This window comes from Paenibacillus monticola (genome assembly GCF_009664975.1).
GTDB classification, from domain to species: Bacteria; Bacillota; Bacilli; order Paenibacillales; family Paenibacillaceae; genus Paenibacillus_AQ; species Paenibacillus_AQ monticola.
This window is the reverse complement of record NZ_WJXB01000003.1, coordinates 242,748-259,558: the sequence shown is the minus strand read 5'-3', so window position 1 is coordinate 259,558 and position 16,811 is coordinate 242,748. Positions and strand designations below refer to the sequence as shown.

The 16,811-nt window shown below is 47.3% G+C and carries 20 protein-coding genes; all 20 read left to right on the top strand.

Annotation, left to right across the window (positions count from 1 at the left end; genetic code table 11):
• The first annotated feature begins 120 nt into the window (after nt 1-120).
• Nucleotides 121-393 carry an HU family DNA-binding protein gene (locus tag GJB61_RS10305; protein ID WP_154118429.1) on the top strand — a complete coding sequence of 91 codons (273 nt, stop codon included), beginning with the start codon at nt 121-123 and terminating at the stop codon, nt 391-393.
• 142 nt (nt 394-535) lie between these two features.
• Nucleotides 536-784, top strand: a complete 249-nt coding sequence (gene mtrB / locus GJB61_RS10300) for a trp RNA-binding attenuation protein MtrB (protein WP_087916928.1) — start codon at nt 536-538, stop codon at nt 782-784.
• 98 nt (nt 785-882) lie between these two features.
• Entirely contained in the window at nt 883-1,428 is a 546-nt protein-coding gene (locus tag GJB61_RS10295) for a hypothetical protein (RefSeq protein WP_154118428.1), read from the top strand.
• 114 nt (nt 1,429-1,542) lie between these two features.
• On the top strand, nt 1,543-2,412 hold the full coding sequence (locus tag GJB61_RS10290) for a heptaprenyl diphosphate synthase component 1 (RefSeq protein WP_154118427.1): 870 nt from the start codon (nt 1,543-1,545) through the stop codon (nt 2,410-2,412).
• A 3-nt stretch (nt 2,413-2,415) separates the two neighbouring features.
• On the top strand, nt 2,416-3,162 hold the full coding sequence (locus tag GJB61_RS10285; protein ID WP_154118426.1) for a demethylmenaquinone methyltransferase: 747 nt from the start codon (nt 2,416-2,418) through the stop codon (nt 3,160-3,162).
• 1 nt (nt 3,163) lies between these two features.
• On the top strand, nt 3,164-4,039 hold the full coding sequence (locus tag GJB61_RS10280) for a UbiA-like polyprenyltransferase (protein WP_154118425.1): 876 nt from the start codon (nt 3,164-3,166) through the stop codon (nt 4,037-4,039).
• Complete coding sequence (locus GJB61_RS10275; protein ID WP_154118424.1) at nt 4,036-4,638, top strand: UbiX family flavin prenyltransferase; 603 nt, start codon at nt 4,036-4,038, stop codon at nt 4,636-4,638. Before GJB61_RS10280 ends, GJB61_RS10275 begins: the two co-directional genes overlap by 4 nt.
• 4 nt (nt 4,639-4,642) lie before the next feature.
• Nucleotides 4,643-5,503: a menaquinone biosynthetic enzyme MqnA/MqnD family protein gene (locus tag GJB61_RS10270; protein ID WP_154118423.1), complete on the top strand. Its 861-nt coding sequence runs from the start codon at nt 4,643-4,645 to the stop codon at nt 5,501-5,503.
• The gene (locus GJB61_RS10265) at nt 5,500-6,468 is read left to right on the top strand and encodes a polyprenyl synthetase family protein (protein WP_154118422.1); all 969 of its coding nucleotides are present in this window, start codon (nt 5,500-5,502) and stop codon (nt 6,466-6,468) included. Before GJB61_RS10270 ends, GJB61_RS10265 begins: the two co-directional genes overlap by 4 nt.
• Nucleotides 6,469-6,561: 93 nt before the next feature.
• Nucleotides 6,562-7,005 carry a nucleoside-diphosphate kinase gene (ndk, locus tag GJB61_RS10260; protein ID WP_154118421.1) on the top strand — a complete coding sequence of 148 codons (444 nt, stop codon included), beginning with the start codon at nt 6,562-6,564 and terminating at the stop codon, nt 7,003-7,005.
• Between the two features lie 26 nt (nt 7,006-7,031).
• Entirely contained in the window at nt 7,032-7,835 is an 804-nt protein-coding gene (locus tag GJB61_RS10255; protein WP_154118420.1) for a CheR family methyltransferase, read from the top strand.
• A 106-nt stretch (nt 7,836-7,941) separates the two neighbouring features.
• The gene (locus tag GJB61_RS31170; RefSeq protein ID WP_195724300.1) at nt 7,942-8,103 is read left to right on the top strand and encodes a hypothetical protein; all 162 of its coding nucleotides are present in this window, start codon (nt 7,942-7,944) and stop codon (nt 8,101-8,103) included.
• A gap of 197 nt (nt 8,104-8,300) precedes the next feature.
• Nucleotides 8,301-9,470: a chorismate synthase gene (gene aroC, locus GJB61_RS10250; protein ID WP_154118419.1), complete on the top strand. Its 1,170-nt coding sequence runs from the start codon at nt 8,301-8,303 to the stop codon at nt 9,468-9,470.
• Between the two features lie 2 nt (nt 9,471-9,472).
• Entirely contained in the window at nt 9,473-10,576 is a 1,104-nt protein-coding gene (gene aroB, locus GJB61_RS10245) for a 3-dehydroquinate synthase (protein ID WP_154118418.1), read from the top strand.
• Nucleotides 10,570-10,944 carry a chorismate mutase gene (aroH, locus tag GJB61_RS10240; protein WP_338115739.1) on the top strand — a complete coding sequence of 125 codons (375 nt, stop codon included), beginning with the start codon at nt 10,570-10,572 and terminating at the stop codon, nt 10,942-10,944. The genes aroB and aroH overlap by 7 nt, the downstream gene beginning before the upstream one ends.
• A gap of 344 nt (nt 10,945-11,288) precedes the next feature.
• Nucleotides 11,289-12,845 carry an anthranilate synthase component I gene (gene trpE / locus GJB61_RS10235; RefSeq protein WP_154118417.1) on the top strand — a complete coding sequence of 519 codons (1,557 nt, stop codon included), beginning with the start codon at nt 11,289-11,291 and terminating at the stop codon, nt 12,843-12,845.
• Nucleotides 12,846-13,070: 225 nt separating this feature from the next.
• Nucleotides 13,071-14,111, top strand: coding sequence for an anthranilate phosphoribosyltransferase (trpD, locus tag GJB61_RS10230; RefSeq protein ID WP_154118416.1), 1,041 nt, complete (start codon nt 13,071-13,073; stop codon nt 14,109-14,111).
• Nucleotides 14,101-14,931 carry an indole-3-glycerol phosphate synthase TrpC gene (gene trpC, locus GJB61_RS10225; protein ID WP_154118415.1) on the top strand — a complete coding sequence of 277 codons (831 nt, stop codon included), beginning with the start codon at nt 14,101-14,103 and terminating at the stop codon, nt 14,929-14,931. The genes trpD and trpC overlap by 11 nt, the downstream gene beginning before the upstream one ends.
• Entirely contained in the window at nt 14,924-15,604 is a 681-nt protein-coding gene (locus GJB61_RS10220; protein ID WP_154118414.1) for a phosphoribosylanthranilate isomerase, read from the top strand. Before trpC ends, GJB61_RS10220 begins: the two co-directional genes overlap by 8 nt.
• Nucleotides 15,601-16,797 carry a tryptophan synthase subunit beta gene (trpB, locus tag GJB61_RS10215; protein WP_154118413.1) on the top strand — a complete coding sequence of 399 codons (1,197 nt, stop codon included), beginning with the start codon at nt 15,601-15,603 and terminating at the stop codon, nt 16,795-16,797. Before GJB61_RS10220 ends, trpB begins: the two co-directional genes overlap by 4 nt.
• Nucleotides 16,798-16,811 lie beyond the last annotated feature (14 nt).

Sequence of the window (16,811 nt, the reverse complement as noted above, 5' to 3'; positions counted from 1 at the left end):
GTTGCGCTTTAGGGTCTACAAGCGCCATTGTCTAGTAATAAACGGGATTATCACGTATATTTTGCGTTGAAACGGAAACAGTGAATGATACCGGAAATTTGCCCAGGGAGGTGAGAAGACATGAATAAATCAGATTTGATCAACGTAGTGACAGAAGCAACTGAACTTCCCAAGAAAGACGCTACTAAAGCGGTGGACGCCGTTTTTGAAGCAATTGCGGGAGCTTTGCAAAGTGGTGATAAAGTCCAACTGGTTGGATTCGGAAACTTTGAAGTGCGCGAACGTTCCGCACGTAAAGGCCGTAACCCACAAACTGGTGAAGAAATCGAAATTCCTGCAAGCAAGGTACCGGCATTTAAACCCGGTAAGGCGCTTAAAGACGGAATCAAATAAAGATTTCTACATATCGTTACCATAGCCTTCTAAGAACAATTATGCCGCCCTCCAAGGCGGCATTTGTTTTTGGAAGCATTAAAGGGCGCGGTTAAAAAGGTTCAAGCGTATGTATGCTCACAAAACGTTAGGAGGATCAGAGATGACGGAGAACAATAATGGCGGCAATCCGCTTCCTACAGGCAGTGATTACATCGTGGTTAAGGCTAAGGAGAACGGTGTACAAGTAATCGGGTTGACAAGAGGCCTTGATACGCGTTTCCATCATACGGAGAAACTGGACAAAGGCGAGGTCCTTATCGCGCAATTCACAGATCATACCTCAGCTATGAAAATTCGCGGCAAGGCTGAAATATGGAGCAAGCACGGACAATTGGAGAGCGAGAGCTGAAAAGCAGGCATAGCCTGCTTTTTTTCGAAATATAAGTAAGATATGAATGATCGAATAACGTACAAAGAGGCGGAAACGATGGATTAGGGGGCGTGTCCATGAACCGGGCTTGGATGATTGGAGCTGTAACGCTGCTGAGCGCGACCTCGGCTTTAATACTGCCGCTGCTGCTGGCTGATCTTGAGTCTTCCTTACAGCAGGAGCGTGTTGCGGTAGAAACTTTTACAGGTGGGCACAACACGGTGCTTGATAACAACAATCTCGTTGATGTTGTGGGAGCACTTCCCCTGAGCCTCCCCATTGATAGTGTCGGTTGGGAGGACCATGTTCTGTCGCTTGATCTGCAAGTAACCGGAAATGATCATGAACCGGAAGAGCTATATCAGAACATGGCTCAGGTGATATCTTTCGCTTTTCAGGAAACGGCGAATGTGAATCAGTTGCTGCTGCGTATCGTTGCCGTGGACAAGTGGCTGGGAAGCCGTCGTCTGCTGCTGGCCGGTGACATTAGGCGCCAGGAGTGGTCCCTTAAGCTGCAGGATGAGCTTCAATCTGCCGGCAATAGTCCGTTAACGGATCATCTAAAGAGTGGTTTCCGCATTAGTGAAAGCGAACTGTGGAAGAACCAGTTCATTTCTCCCTGAAATGGGTAAAAGAAACTAGAGCAAACCACCGTGCGTGACAAAAAAACATGTGATATAATAGACAAGATTGTGAACAAAGTACTTGTCATAACGTCAATGGCTTCGGAGGCTGAAATGAAACCGTATCGCATACCGCAATTAGCTAAACCCTACACCGACTACGACATGATTCAACGGCATACGGAATTGCCGCCGTTTTCCGATGGCCGCGGTCATTTGTTATATATTTTTCTTAACCACGGCTCCTCTGCCGAGCGGGTTAACGGAGAGTTGTACACGCTGGTCACAGCACTTGTACAGCTTGGTCTGGACACGCACGAGGCTATCGACCGTTCCAATGGTGAACAAGGGGGTGACCCTATGCGCTCCCGCCAATTAAAGGTGTTGGCCGGGGATTACTTCAGCAGCTGGTTTTATCATTTGCTAGCGAAGCGGGAACAAATTGAGATGGTGGGCATATTAAGTACTGCAATTGCTGATTTCAATGTCATGAAGGCGCATCTTTACGGCAAGATGAGAGGTATGCTTCTCTCGGCTGAACAATACTTGCGGCAGATGGTACAGCTGAATATGCGGCTGTTTCTTTCTTTTACACCCATGATTGAAGAACCCCTTGCAGAGATTTGGGAGAAGTTGTTGGCTGAATTCAGCCAGTGTGAAACTGTTTTCCTTGAGCTTCGGCGCAGCAATGATCCTGCAAATGCTTTAGATGGTTATTGCTACTGGAAGATGCTGGAGTCAGCAACAGAGGACGAGCGTCAGATGCTTCGAAGCCATAACCTTGATCTTAAGGATTGGAAAAAGCTGATGATGAAGTATAAATGTGATTCCCTACTGACAGACAAGCTGCATCAGTCACTCCTGTCCATTCGGGGATTGCTGCAAGGAATTAAAGATGAGAATCTGATCAGTGAGCTTAGCCATGCGCTGGACCACTTCCTCCTGCAGATGAAAATTTCAGGTCAAGCAGCCGTGGAGGGGTAACGAATGACGATGGAAAAAAAGACCACAGATGTAGGCGATAACAGCATTAAACCCAAAGAGCAATTTGTGCATTCCGTATTTGAGAGTATTGCTGGCAATTATGATTTGATGAATGATATTTTAAGCTTCCGCAGGCATAAGGCTTGGCGTAAGTTCGCTATGAAGAAGATGTCTATGAAGCGCGGGGATTCTGCAGTTGATCTATGCTGTGGCACCTGTGACTGGAGTATTGCTCTGGCAGAAGCCAGTGAGACAGGCTGTGTGATGGGCCTTGACTTTAGCGCAGGTATGCTTGAAGTGGGGCGACGCAAAGTTGAAGAATATAAGCTCCAGAATCGAATCTCCCTCGTGCAAGGAAATGCCATGGAGCTGCCCTTTGGTGATAATTCTTATGACTATGCAACAATAGGCTTCGGGCTTCGGAATGTTCCGGATCTAGTTCAGGTGCTGAATGAAATGAAACGTGTTGTGAAACCTGGAGGAATGATCGTATGTCTGGAGCTTTCCAAGCCGATGAAACAGCCATTTAAAGGCATATATTATTTCTACTTCCAGCGTGTGTTGCCACTCTTGGGTAAACTGTTCGCCAAAAGCTATGAGCAGTACAAATGGCTTCCTGAATCGCTAGCGCTGTTTCCTGACCGGGAGCAGCTGGCAACTATTTTCCGTGAAACCGGACTGAAAAGAGTGGAATCCTTTCCCTTGACCGGAGGCATCGCGGCATTACATATTGGGCTCAAGGAGAACTGAGATGTTTAAGAAAATCGGCATCTTTTTGCAAATGATTAAGTTCGAACACACGGTATTTGCTTTGCCCTTTGCATTTATGGGTGCTTTGCTGGGCTCAGTCGTTATGTTTGGTGAGTTGCCATCCTGGGGTAAAATTGGCTGGATCGTTATTGCCATGTTCGGTGCGCGTAGTGCCGCTATGGGTCTGAATCGGCTGATTGACCGGATCAGCGACGCCAAGAATCCACGTACAGCGGGAAGAGCGCTACCTATAGGGCTTTTGAAAGCTGGAGAAGTTATTATTTTTATTGGTATTTCCTTTTTCCTGTTATTCTGGGCAGCCTTCAAGTTGAACCCATTATCCGCCAAGCTGTTGCCGATTGCCGTTTTTTTACTTGTTTTTTATTCGTTTACTAAGCGTTTCACTTGGGCCTGCCATCTTATTCTTGGTCTTACCATTGCGCTCGCGCCTTTGGGCGGCTGGGTGGCTGTAACGGGTAGTGTGGACTGGACATCAATGGTGTTTTACTTCACGATTGTGTTCTGGACGGCTGGTTTCGATATTATTTATTCCTGCCAGGATGTTGAATTCGATAAGAAGGAAGGCTTATATTCCATTCCGGTTCGCTTTGGAGTTGCCCGTGCACTTGTTATTGCCCGCGTGTTCCATATTCTTACGGGAATCGGTTTTGTGTCACTGCTCTTTATTACGGATTTGAGCTGGTGGTATGTTGCTGGTATGCTGATTGCATATATTATTCTTTTTTATGAGCACCACATTGTTTCACCAAGTGATTTAAGCCGTCTACAGACTGCTTTTTTTACGATGAATGGCGTGCTGAGCATAGTAGTATTTTCCTTTACTTTGATTGACTTGGTGGTGCAGTTCTACAAATGATTAGTCCACAACCTAAAAGCTTCGTGGTTGGAATTACTGGAGCGAGTGGTGCAATTTATGGTGTGCGTCTGACTGAAACCTTGTTGTCTATGGGTTATAACGTGCATCTTGTGGTAAGCAATGCAGGCTGGCGTGTATTCAAAGAAGAGCTCGGCTTTATCGCCTCAGACCGGGAAGGCTTTCTGAATGAGAAATTCAGAGGGCATCCCGGTTCTCTGCTATATCACCCCGTTGCTGATATCGGCGCATCTATCGCAAGCGGCTCTTTTCGCGTGGAAGGTATGATTATTATGCCTTGCTCCATGGGGACGTTATCTGCAGTGGCTAACGGAAGCTCTGATAATTTGATGACTCGGGCAGCGGATGTCATGCTTAAAGAAGGGCGCACGCTGGTTCTTGTTCCTCGTGAGACGCCGCTGCATGCGATTCATCTTGAAAATATGCTTAAGCTGTCCCGCCTGGGTGTCCGGATGATTCCGGCAATGCCGGCCTTTTACTTCGGTCCGCAGAGCGTGGATGATCTTGTTAACTTCATGGTGGGTAAGGTGCTGGACAGTTTTAATATTGAGCACACTTTATTTCGCAGATGGGGGGAGTAAAGGAATGAACAGTAACGGGCATACCGTTATCGGTAAAATCAGTTATACCAATTCATGGCCGGTATTTCACAATTTCCATCCCTCTGCTCTGAAGATTCCTGCAGAGATGGTAAGTGAAGTGCCTGCCATTCTTAATCAGGGTATGAGTCAGGGAACCATTCATGTGGGTGCATTATCTTCATTTGCATATGGTGAAGCTAGTGACAGATTATTGTTGCTGCCTGATTTATCTGTCAGTTCAGACGGCCCAGTAAACTCGATTATGTTGTTCTCCCGAGTGCCGATTGCGCAGATTGGCAGTGGAACGATAGCCGTAACTAATACTTCTGCTACCTCGGTAAATTTGTTAAAGATTCTGATGGAGAAGGCTTTTGGCAACAAACCGGAGTATATCAGCGCTGCCCCTGATCTGGATGTCATGATGGAGCATGCAGATGCATGTCTGCTGATTGGGGATAATGCGATTAGAGCCTCTTGGCAGGATCAGGGATATATCGTTACCGATCTGGGCCAGCTTTGGAATGAATGGACTGGCTTAGGCATGACCTTTGCCGTTTGGGCAGTAAACAGGGATGCGGCCAGAACCAAGCCAGAAGCGATACTAGAGATTGCCGAAGCTTTTGCGGATAGCAAGAAGGAGGGTTTACGTAATTTGTCTCCTATTGTCCGTGAAGCATGCTATACAATCGGTGGTACGGAATCCTACTGGAATGGATATTTTCGCAACTTGATTTATGATTTTGGAGAAAGGCAGCAGAAGGGTCTAAACCTCTATTTTCGCTATGCCTATGAGATGGGCCTGCTGCCGCAGGAAGTGAAAATGGAGCTTTGGAGTCATAATCTGTTGACACGGGTGAAGGAATGAAACGACTGCAACTATTCGGTTTGCTGAATAATGATATGGATCAGATCGAAAAAGAGCTGTACCGCAGCGTACAGGGTGATGACGATCTGCTGACTGAGACCTCAATGCATCTGCTGAAGGCAGGTGGGAAAAGACTGCGTCCTATATTTGTACTCATGGGTGGCAAATTTGGGCGGTATGATCTGGAGAAGCTGAAGTGTATTGCTGTACCCCTTGAGTTGATTCACAGTGCTTCGCTTGTTCATGATGATGTCATTGATGACGCTGAACTGCGGCGTGGTGAATTGACGGTGAAGGCGAAGTGGGGCGATAAAATTGCCATGTACACAGGAGATTACATATATGCTAAGGCACTAATTATGACTACAGAGCTGAAAAATCCACGTATTCATCAAATATTGTCTAAAGCAATGGTGGAAATGTCTATCGGAGAGATGGAGCAGATTCGTGATTTCTTCAATACAGAGCAAAGTGTGCGCCATTATCTGGAGCGTATTCGCCGCAAAACGGCGCTTTTGATCGCTGTTAGCTGCCAACTGGGTGCGCTAGCCGCTGATGCTGAGCCCGAGTCGGCACGGCTGCTCTACAATTACGGATATAACGTCGGCATGGCGTTTCAGATCCGTGATGATCTGCTCGATCTTTCTGGGACGGAAAAACAGATTGGAAAACCACCGGGTAGTGATATGCGTCAGGGCAACATCACTCTTCCCGTTATTTATACGCTTGAGGATGATAGGTTGCGTGCATCGCTTCTGGATGAGATTTCTTCTATCCGTGAAGGCCACAGCAGTGTGGGACGGGCCATTGATCTGATTCTGTCCGGAGAAGGCATCTTGCGCGCCGAGGAGCTAGCTTCACGCTATATTGCCAAAGCACTTAACGCACTTGATCAGCTGCCCAATAGTAGAACTAAACGCAATCTGCGGGACATTGCTTTCTTTGTCACTGGCAGAGCCTATTAAGACAGAATATTAAGCGTTCCCATAAAGCAATGTTTCTGATAATATCAGAAAGTATATACTACCTGCATCTTTTGTGGAATTGGAGAGTGCCCAATGGAACAAACGTATCTAATGATCAAACCGGACGGTGTTCAGCGTGGACTAATCGGGCGCATTGTTTCACGCCTGGAGGATAAGGGATTCAAGCTGGTCGCTGCCAAGCTCATTACTGTAACTGACGAGCAGGCAAAGAAGCATTATGCGGAACATGCGGGCAAGGATTTCTTCCCCAATCTGGTTACCTTTATAACCTCTGGTCCTGTATTTGCTATGGTATGGGAAGGCGATGATGTTGTGGCTTTATCCCGCCTACTCATTGGCAAGACAAGGGTTGGAGAAGCTCTTCCAGGTACGATTCGCGGCGATTTCGCCAGTCATACACCGCTCAACCTGATCCATGGGTCAGACTCGCCAGAAAGTGCGGAGCGGGAAATTTTTAATTTCTTTGCAGCGGATGAACTGGCGAAATATAACAAAGATATCGCAGCCTGGTTGTAGTTCTGGGCAGAAGGCAGGGGGAAGTTATGTCTGAACGTGAAGATGCGACAATAACAGCAGATCCTGATTATACAGGATTCATTAATAACATCAAGAAGAGTACTGGAATTGACTTAGCCCAGTACAAAGAGGCTCAGATGAAGCGTCGTCTGACTACTCTTCGTACGAAGAACGGATTTCAAACCTTTAGCGATTTTTTTGCTGCAATGATGAAGGAGAAGCCATTATTTTATGAGTTTTTAGACCGGATGACGATAAATGTCTCGGAATTTTGGCGTAATCCAAATCGCTGGGAAGTGCTTCGGGATACTATTTTGCCAGATTTGCAGCGGACAGGCCGCAAGTTGAAGCTTTGGAGCGCAGCATGTTCCACGGGAGAAGAGCCTTATACGCTAGCTATGATTTTGTCTGACAAGGATATCTTATCGAAGACGGGCATTCTTGCTACGGATATTGATGATGGGGCTTTGGCTAAAGCGAAGCAGGGTCTGTACCTGGAACGATCCTTGAAAGATGTGCCTAAGGACGTGGCCGCTCGTTATTTTACTCCAGAGGGTCCGGTGCTCAAGGTTAGTGAAGCGCTGAAGAAAAATATTGATTTTCGCAAGCAGAATTTACTACTTGATACATTCGATGATGGCTTTGACCTTATCATTTGCCGCAATGTGATGATCTATTTTACGGAAGAGGCCAAGAACAAGCTGTATCACAAGTTTGCGGCTAGTTTACGTCCGGGTGGATATTTGTTTGTAGGCAGCACGGAGCAGATTTTCACTCCAGCACAATATGGATTTGAATCAACGGAGACTTTCTTCTACCGTAAAAAATAAGCTTATCTTACTATTTTGTGCTTCTGATCTGGATGTATATTTTTGCCTCTTTACAGTGATACTGGATAATAGTATCCGTAGCTTAAGCGAAAGGAAAGTATATCCGATGGACAAAAGCAAGGTTATATCCGCATACAGACGCGGTTTCATTACCTTCCGTGAGTGCGGACAAATTCTCGGTGTGGAGGATGTACAGCTGAAGCGACTGGTGCAGCTCGAGGAGAACAGGCTTGCTTTTCCTCAGTCAGGTCAGCGCATCGGAAGCTGAAATAGGCTCCAGACGGGATCCACAGCGGCGTCACTTATACTCGCAAGAGTATAGGCGACGCCTTTTCTATTAGGATGGAACAGGAGTCATTCCAGCAGTATCCCTTTCTTGTCAAAGCGGATTCCCTATACTATAATGAGCAAAGACATTTAACATTTTAGCGGTTTACAGTTTGAAAGTGTGAAGGGGGAACGCAGATGAGTTTACGCTATTTAACAGCGGGGGAAACGCACGGACCCCAGCTTACGGCTATTATTGAAGGACTGCCTAGTAATTTGACACTGAATTTCGAAGAATTAAATTTTCAGCTGCAACGTCGGCAAAAAGGGTATGGACGAGGACGCCGGATGCAAATTGAGAAAGATACGGCACAAATTGTTGGTGGTGTGCGGCATGGCTTTACGACAGGTGCTCCAGTTGCCCTTGTGGTAGAGAACAAGGATTGGACACACTGGAAGACCATTATGAATATTGAACCGATCCCAGGCGGTGATGAAGAGAAGCGCCGTGTAAACCGGCCGCGTCCAGGACACGCAGATTTGAATGGCGGACTGAAGTACAATCTTACCGATCTTCGTAATGTTCTGGAACGTTCCAGTGCTCGCGAAACGGCGGCAAGAGTTGCTTGCGGTGCTGTGGCTAGACAACTATTGGAAGCCTTTGGCGTGAAAATAGCGGGCCAAGTAATCCGTATTGGTGAGATAGAAGCGCCTGCAAACAACCTGCCTATCGATGAGTTAATTGAGATAACTGAGCAATCCTCTGTCCGAGTCGTCGACAAAGAGACGGAATTGAAGATGGAGTCTTACATAGACAAGATCAAGGAGGAAGGCGACTCCATTGGCGGGATTGTAGAATGTATCGTTGAAGGTTTGCCGATCGGACTCGGCAGCTATGTGCAATCTGACCGGAAGCTGGATGGAGCAATTGCTGGAGCTGTCATGTCCATTAATGCATTCAAAGGTGTAGAGATCGGCATCGGATTCGAAGCCGGTAGACTGCGCGGCTCTCAGGTCCATGACGAGATCATGTATGATGCTGCTCAAGGGTACTACCGGGGGAGCAACCGGCTCGGCGGTTTTGAAGGGGGCATGACCAATGGAATGCCTGCTGTTATCCGGGCGGTAATGAAGCCAATCCCAACGCTCTACAAACCGCTTCAAAGTATTGATATTGATACTAAAGAACCGTTTACAGCGCAGGTAGAACGTTCAGATGCTTGTGCAGTCCCAGCCGCCTGTGTTGTGCTGGAGAATGTGGTGGCTTGGGAAATAGCCAAGGCATTTCTGGACAAATTTGGCGGTGATTCTATGGAAGAGATCAAAGCTAATTACGACAATTATCATTCACAATTGGAGAGCTACTAATTATGCGAAGTATAAAAGTAGATTTTGGCGATCGTTCCTATCCTATCCATATTGGCAGTGGGCTGCTGCAGAATATTGGCGAACGGTGTGTTGAAGCCGGTTTTCCAGTTCGAAGTTCGTTGCTAGTTGTCAGTGACACTGAAGTAGCTCCGCGTTATTTACCGGCCCTTGAAGCTGCTCTGCAACAGAAGGGTTATACGGTATATAGCCACGTTATTCCAGCAGGTGAAGCTTCCAAATCCCTGACCGTGTATGAGGAAGTGATGACAACAGCGATTCAGGCCGGTCTGGATCGTCATTCGGCAGTATTGGCACTAGGTGGCGGTGTTGTCGGAGATTTGGCCGGCTTCGTAGCCGCTAGTTATATGCGGGGAATAGGCTTTATGCAAATTCCGACAACCATTCTTGCGCATGACAGCAGTGTAGGCGGTAAAGTAGCTGTGAATCATCCCCTTGCCAAAAATATGATCGGCGCCTTTTATCAACCATCTATGGTATTGTACGATCTCAATACTCTTTTAACCTTGCCTCCACGACAAGTCTCTTCGGGGCTTGCTGAAGTAGTGAAGCATGGCCTTATTCTGGATAAGGAATTTGCTTACTGGTGCCGTGAGCATGCTGCAGAACTGCTAGGTCTGAATCTTGAGGTTCTAGGCTACGCGCTGGAGCGAGGCTGTTCGATCAAGGCTGACGTGATTAGAAACGATGAGCGGGAGCAAGGCGTGCGTGCGATACTTAACCTGGGTCATACCATCGGTCATGCGATTGAAGCAGTAGGCGGGTATGGTGTGCTCCTGCACGGGGAAGCGATCTCTATCGGAATGGCGGGATCTGCTCTGCTGGCTGCTAAGTTGGGCCGGGACAAATCTATTTATGAAGAAACGGTATCCATGCTCTCTGCGCTATCACTGCCAGTAAGACTGCCAGCGCACTATGATGAGGATGAGTTGATGGAAGCGATGATGCATGATAAGAAATTCAAGGAAGGTAAGATGACCTTCATCGTGCCGGATGCCATTGGTTCTGTAAGTATCGTGAATGATGTACAGGCATCGCTTGTACGTGAAGTAATCGCACAGCTTAAGAAGGAGGGAAGCCCGTGGTAAACCGGGGAATTCGCGGAGCAACAACCGTCAATCATAACGAAGAAACAGAGATTCTACGTGAAACCGTTCTACTGCTGCGGGAAATTGTCGAGCATAATGATGTTATTGCCGAAGATATTTGTAGTGTCTGGATCACAATGACTACGGATTTGGATGCTACTTTTCCTGCCAGAGCTATCCGTGAGATTGAGGGCTGGGAAATGGTGCCACTGATGTGCTCCGTTGAGATTCCGGTCAAAGGCAGTCTGCCCCAGTGCATCCGTTTGATGGTGCAAGTCAATACGAATAAGACACAAAAGGAAATCCGCCATATCTATTTGAATGAAGCCAAGAAGCTTCGTCCTGATTTATCACAGAGCAAGTCATAAATTAGCAGGCGGGGTTGTCAATGACTCCAGTCTTCATGTATAGTGTAATTAGCCGAGTAAAGTAGAAATTAGTTTAGCTGAGATGAGTATAGTTGAGCAGAGCGCAGAGATTTTTTAAGTAGAAGCAGCTATCGTATACATTTGTGCAGATTCTTTTTTTGATATGTGCGGTATGATATTTACGCTACCGGTACATCTTACTAAGGGATAAATCTGCAGAATATTTGGTAACGAAGCCGTTCCTTTGCTCTTTTCCATAATACTTGCTTACATAAACCTCTACTTCGGTGGAGGTTTTTTCTGTATTTCGGACCCCATCAACATATCCTAAGGAGGTACTTTAAATGACTAATCCGAGTGTTGAACAAGTGCTCTCATTATCCCGGGAATATAATCTGATTCCTGTCGTAACACGGCTGCTTGCTGATATGGAGACACCTATTCGCATCTTCCAGCGCTTCGCTGAGCACGACCGTGCCTTTTTGCTTGAGAGTGTGGAGGGTGGTATACAGTGGGCCCGGTATTCCTTTATAGGCAGTGATCCCTTTCTGATGATTTCCGGCAAAAAAGGTGTTATTAATGTCGAAGTCGGCGGAGAGAAAAGAAGGCTGCACGGAAAACCCATTGAAGAGCTTAAAGCACTGCTACGTTCCTACCGCAGTCCTAAGTTGGATGAGATGCCGCCATTCACTGGCGGAGCTATCGGATTCTTCGGATATGATCTCCTGCAATATTACGAAAAGCTGTCCCCGCATGTTAAAGATGATCTACAAATGGATGATATCCGCTTTATGTTCTGTGACCGCATTATTGTATTTGACCATGTGAAGCAGCAAATTCTGCTCATCGGCAATCTGCATATTAAAGATGGCGATACAGATTCCGATATTCGGGAGAATTACGAAGAACTGAGCCAAAAGCTTATGGATATGGCCGAAGATTTGCAAAAGGAAGGTCCGAAGGAGAACGTCAACCGGCGCAGCATTCCGCAGGATATCGAGCTTGGGGAAATTCAGTCCAACCTGACCAAGGAACAATATATTAGCAATGTGGAGCAGGCTAAGGAATACATTCGGGCGGGTGATATTTTTCAGGTTGTACTGTCACAGCGTCTTCATATTGATACCGAAGTATCCCCACTGCATGTGTACCGACTGCTGCGTACGCTCAATCCATCACCTTATATGTATTATCTGAAAATGGACGAGGAGATTATTGTTGGTACATCACCGGAAGCACTGGTAAAAGTGGATGGCAACCGTGTAGAGACACGGCCCATTGCGGGCACTCGCCCCCGGGGTGAGAATGAGGCTTTGGATCGGGCTCTTGGATTCGAGCTTTTGGAGGATGAAAAAGAACGCGCTGAGCATTTGATGCTGGTCGATCTCGGACGCAACGACCTCGGACGTGTCTCGAAGTTCGGAACTGTAAAATGTGATTCTTTTATGGAGATTGAAAGATACTCGCATGTCATGCACATTGTGTCGAATGTGTCGGGTACCTTGAGCGAAGATAAGGATTTCTTTGATGCCTTCTTATCCTGCATGCCTGCCGGGACCGTATCCGGTGCACCCAAGCTGCGGGCGATGGAAATCATTGCTGAGTTGGAAAAAGAAGCCCGCGGTGCCTACGCCGGAGCGATTGGTTACCTTGGCTTCTCCGGAAATATGGATTCGTGCATTACGATCCGCACGATTATTTTCCGTAAAGGCCGTGCCTATGTGCAGGCAGGAGCAGGAATTGTCTGGGATTCGGTTCCGGAGAAGGAGTATGAAGAAACGGTTAACAAGGCGAAGGCCATGCTAAAAGCCATTCGAATGGCCGAAGCGATGTTCCCGCCCGAGGTGAAAGAGAAGCAAGTGATCAATCAGGATTATATGTTTGAATACACACCTAAATGAAAATATCGCTAACAAAACTAAGCGTATGCTTTCGAAGCGAGTTTTGTATGAAGTAAATCCATGAAGTATCGCTAACAAAACTAAGCATATGCTTTCGAAGCGAGTTTTGTACGAAGCCAAACAGTGATGCCGATGCTAACAAAACTAGGTATATGCTTTCGAAGCGAGCTTTGTACGAAGTAGATCCATGAAGTATCGCTCACAAAACTTTAGGGAGGACAAAAAATGGACGCAATGAGATTATTACAATCAGGAATCGCCGGGCTGATAAAAGGCGAGAATCTTACCCGTGCTGAGGCCCGGGGGATAATGGGCGCTATTATGGAAGGCGCGGCCACGCCTGCGCAAATCGGATCTCTACTGACCGCGTTGCGAATCAAAGGGGAAACTGTGGAGGAGATCACCGGATTTGCCGAAGCGATGCGCGGGTTCGGGACACATGTGCTCACGGAGAGTGCACGTCTGCTGGACACTTGTGGAACAGGCGGTTCCGGCATCCACAAGTTCAATATCTCTACTGCGTCGGCAATTATTTCCTCTGCGGCTTCTGTACGGGTAGCAAAACACGGCAACCGTTCGGCTTCCGGCAGAGCAGGTAGTGCCGATGTGCTGGAGGCACTGGGTGTAAATATTCATCTGAATGCCGAACAGGCGCGGCAATGCCTGGATAGCATCGGCATCTGCTTTTTGTTCGCACAAATTTATCATCCGTCAATGAAACATGCAGCTGGGCCACGCCGCGAGCTCGGAGTGCGGACGGTGTTCAACATGCTGGGACCGCTAACTAATCCCGCTGGGGCTGACCGCCAGCTTCTCGGAATCTATGATCGCAATATGACGGAGACGGTGGCAAATGTACTGAAAGAGCTGGGCTCCAAACGTGCTATGGTTGTAAGCAGTCTGGATGGACTGGATGAAATCAGTATTTCGGCACCAACTTTGGTCTCCGAACTGAAGGATGGCCGGGTTACCACTTATGAGATTAGCCCTCATGATCTTGGTCTTAGTATGCATTCTCTGGAGGCAGTTATGGGTGGGGATGCAACTGAAAATGCCGCGATTATCACCACCGTGCTTGAAGGAGTAATAAACCCTTATCGCGACATTGTGCTCGCGAATGCGGGAGCCTGTATCTATGTTGCCGGTTTGGCGGATACGCTGAGTGAAGGCGTGGAGAAGGCCAGAACAGCAGTGGATTCGGGGCTGGCATTAGCCAAACTGGATCAGCTCAAAGCGATGACGGAGGAGTTGAGTTATGTATCTTGATAAGATTGTAGCTACCAAGATTAAAGAGGTCGAAGAGTTAAGCAAGTCGTTTTCTCTGGCGCAGGCTGAGCGTGAAATAGCAGCTCTGGAAGATACGAGAGGATTCCGAGCTGCACTAATGAATCGACGGAATAGAGATATTGGTCTTATCGCGGAAGTAAAGAAGGCTTCGCCGTCCAAAGGTTTGATCCGTGCAGATTTTGATCCTATCTCCATTGCCAAAGGTTACGAAGCGGGAGGTGCCGATTGCCTATCCGTGCTGACGGATAAGGATTATTTTCAGGGCAGCGGAGTATATTTGCAGCAAATACGGGATGTGGTAAACCTTCCACTGCTGCGCAAAGATTTCATTATTGACGAGAGACAGATCTACGAAGCACGGAGATTAGGTGCGGACGCGGTGCTCCTGATTGCAGCCATTTTGACACCAACTCAACTGTCTTACTTTACGGATACTGCTTCTTCATTGGGTCTGGATATTTTAATCGAGGTTCATGATCATAGCGAACTTACAACTGTAATGAATACTGGCACAATCGAGCATCCCAATGTATTACTTGGAATCAATAACCGCAATTTGCGGACGTTCGAGACATCACTGGTCACAACTGGGGAACTGGCGGCCCTTATTCCAAAACATGTTCCAGTAATAAGTGAAAGTGGAATTACAGGTCCAACTGATATTGATTATCTAAGAACAATAGGAGCACAGGGTGTTCTTGTCGGAGAATATTTGATGCGCCAGACCAATGTTGAGGAAGCAGTTCATACACTACTCGGCCCACTGGCGGATGGAAAGGTACGTGTTCAATATGGCTGAGACGATAGTAAAAATCTGTGGACTTCAGGACGTTGAAGTGCTAAAATCTATGGTACACTTACCACTGGATTACATAGGTTTTGTCTTTGCTCCTAGTCGCCGTAAAGTGTCCGCTGAGAGAGCTGCGCAGCTAATGGCTGAGTTTGTAAATTGGCAGGCTGGTGCAGCTCCACGAGCTGCAGGGGTATTTGTTAATCCTGATCTGGCAGAGCTGGGAGAGCTGCTCTCCATTGTGCCGTTAGATGTTATTCAGCTGCATGGACAGGAAAGCCCTGACTATTGCAAGAAAGTCAAACAGGCTTTTCCGCAGGTTCAGGTATGGAAAGCACTTACTGTTGCTGATAAAGACCACAATATAGCGGAGGATGTATATAGTTATTTTGAAAGCTACGCAGATGTTGTTGATGCGCTGCTACTGGATACCTACGACCCTACTCAGAGCGGTGGCTCTGGCCGCACTTTTGCCTGGGATGAACTGCCTGCTTATCAGGAAATAGCAGCAAGATATGGACTGCCGCTATTTGTTGCCGGAGGGCTTCATCCCGGTAATGTAGGTGATTTATTGGATGCTTATGCTCCAGATGGCGTAGACGTATCCAGTGGAGTAGAAAGTAATGGAATCAAAGATATTGTTAAAATGACAGCTTTCGTAGAAAGGGTGAAGCAATCATGATACAAGTGCCTGACCAATATGGACGTTTTGGTTCGTTCGGAGGCCGCTATGTGCCTGAAACTTTGATGAATGCACTGATTGAGCTAGAAGAGGCCTACCGAGAGTATTCGGCAGATCCGGCTTTTCAGGAAGAAATAGATTATCTCCTCAAACAATATTCTGGACGGGAGACACCGTTATATTATGCTGAACGACTTAGTAAGCACCTCGGAGCAGCCAAGATCTATTTGAAACGTGAAGATTTGAATCACACGGGGGCTCACAAGATCAATAATGCAATTGGTCAGGGGATTCTGGCCAAGCGGATGGGTAAAACCAAGGTTATCGCCGAGACAGGAGCCGGCCAGCACGGCGTGGCAACGGCAACAGTGGCTGCGCTGCTCGGCATGGAATGCAAAGTCTTCATGGGCGAAGAGGATACGCGCCGCCAAGCATTAAATGTATTTCGCATGAAGTTGTTAGGGGCTGAAGTTATTCCTGTTACCTCCGGCTCCAGAACATTGAAGGATGCCGGTAATGAAGCACTTCGCTACTGGGTCAGCAACGTGGAGGATACGTTCTATATCCTGGGTTCCGCAGTAGGACCACATCCTTATCCAATGATGGTCCGCAACTTTCAGCGGGTTATCGGAGATGAGACCCGGCGCCAATTCCTGGAGGCTGAAGGACGCCTGCCGGATCTGCTCGTGGCTGCTGTAGGTGGTGGGAGTAATGCTATTGGCATGTTCTATCCATTTATGGAGGATGAGAGTGTCGGTATGATCGGTGTAGAGGCAGCTGGCAAGGGTATTGATACCCCTTTTCATGCAGCAACGATGAGTAAGGGCAGCCACGGCGTATTCCAAGGCTCAATGAGCTATTTGCTGCAGGACGAACATGGACAAGTTACAGAGGCACATTCTATATCGGCTGGTCTGGACTATCCGGGAGTGGGTCCGGAGCATTCCTATCTAAAAGATATGAAACGTGCTCAGTATGTACCGATTACAGATGATGAGGCACTTGCAGCACTGAAGCTGCTATGCTTAACGGAGGGTATTATTCCTGCGCTTGAATCAGCCCACGCAATCGCCCATGTAGCGAAGATTGCCAAAGACCTTACCAAGGATGATATTGTTGTTATCTGTCTGTCAGGCCGTGGAGATAAAGACGTGGAGTCTATTATGGCATATTCGGAAGGAGAGGGTAAGTAATGACAACAGACACA

Coding starts and splice junctions, on each gene's coding strand:
- trpB (WP_154118413.1), top strand. CDS start 15,601: ATGATACAAGTGCCTGACCAATATGGACGTTTTGGTTCGTTCGGAGGC.
- aroB (WP_154118418.1), top strand. CDS start 9,473: ATGCGAAGTATAAAAGTAGATTTTGGCGATCGTTCCTATCCTATCCAT.
- aroC (WP_154118419.1), top strand. CDS start 8,301: ATGAGTTTACGCTATTTAACAGCGGGGGAAACGCACGGACCCCAGCTT.
- trpE (WP_154118417.1), top strand. CDS start 11,289: ATGACTAATCCGAGTGTTGAACAAGTGCTCTCATTATCCCGGGAATAT.
- GJB61_RS10290 (WP_154118427.1), top strand. CDS start 1,543: ATGAAACCGTATCGCATACCGCAATTAGCTAAACCCTACACCGACTAC.
- mtrB (WP_087916928.1), top strand. CDS start 536: ATGACGGAGAACAATAATGGCGGCAATCCGCTTCCTACAGGCAGTGAT.
- GJB61_RS10285 (WP_154118426.1), top strand. CDS start 2,416: ATGACGATGGAAAAAAAGACCACAGATGTAGGCGATAACAGCATTAAA.
- trpC (WP_154118415.1), top strand. CDS start 14,101: ATGTATCTTGATAAGATTGTAGCTACCAAGATTAAAGAGGTCGAAGAG.
- GJB61_RS10295 (WP_154118428.1), top strand. CDS start 883: ATGAACCGGGCTTGGATGATTGGAGCTGTAACGCTGCTGAGCGCGACC.
- GJB61_RS10280 (WP_154118425.1), top strand. CDS start 3,164: ATGTTTAAGAAAATCGGCATCTTTTTGCAAATGATTAAGTTCGAACAC.
- GJB61_RS10270 (WP_154118423.1), top strand. CDS start 4,643: ATGAACAGTAACGGGCATACCGTTATCGGTAAAATCAGTTATACCAAT.
- ndk (WP_154118421.1), top strand. CDS start 6,562: ATGGAACAAACGTATCTAATGATCAAACCGGACGGTGTTCAGCGTGGA.
- GJB61_RS31170 (WP_195724300.1), top strand. CDS start 7,942: ATGGACAAAAGCAAGGTTATATCCGCATACAGACGCGGTTTCATTACC.
- GJB61_RS10275 (WP_154118424.1), top strand. CDS start 4,036: ATGATTAGTCCACAACCTAAAAGCTTCGTGGTTGGAATTACTGGAGCG.
- trpD (WP_154118416.1), top strand. CDS start 13,071: ATGGACGCAATGAGATTATTACAATCAGGAATCGCCGGGCTGATAAAA.
- GJB61_RS10265 (WP_154118422.1), top strand. CDS start 5,500: ATGAAACGACTGCAACTATTCGGTTTGCTGAATAATGATATGGATCAG.
- GJB61_RS10305 (WP_154118429.1), top strand. CDS start 121: ATGAATAAATCAGATTTGATCAACGTAGTGACAGAAGCAACTGAACTT.
- GJB61_RS10220 (WP_154118414.1), top strand. CDS start 14,924: ATGGCTGAGACGATAGTAAAAATCTGTGGACTTCAGGACGTTGAAGTG.
- GJB61_RS10255 (WP_154118420.1), top strand. CDS start 7,032: ATGTCTGAACGTGAAGATGCGACAATAACAGCAGATCCTGATTATACA.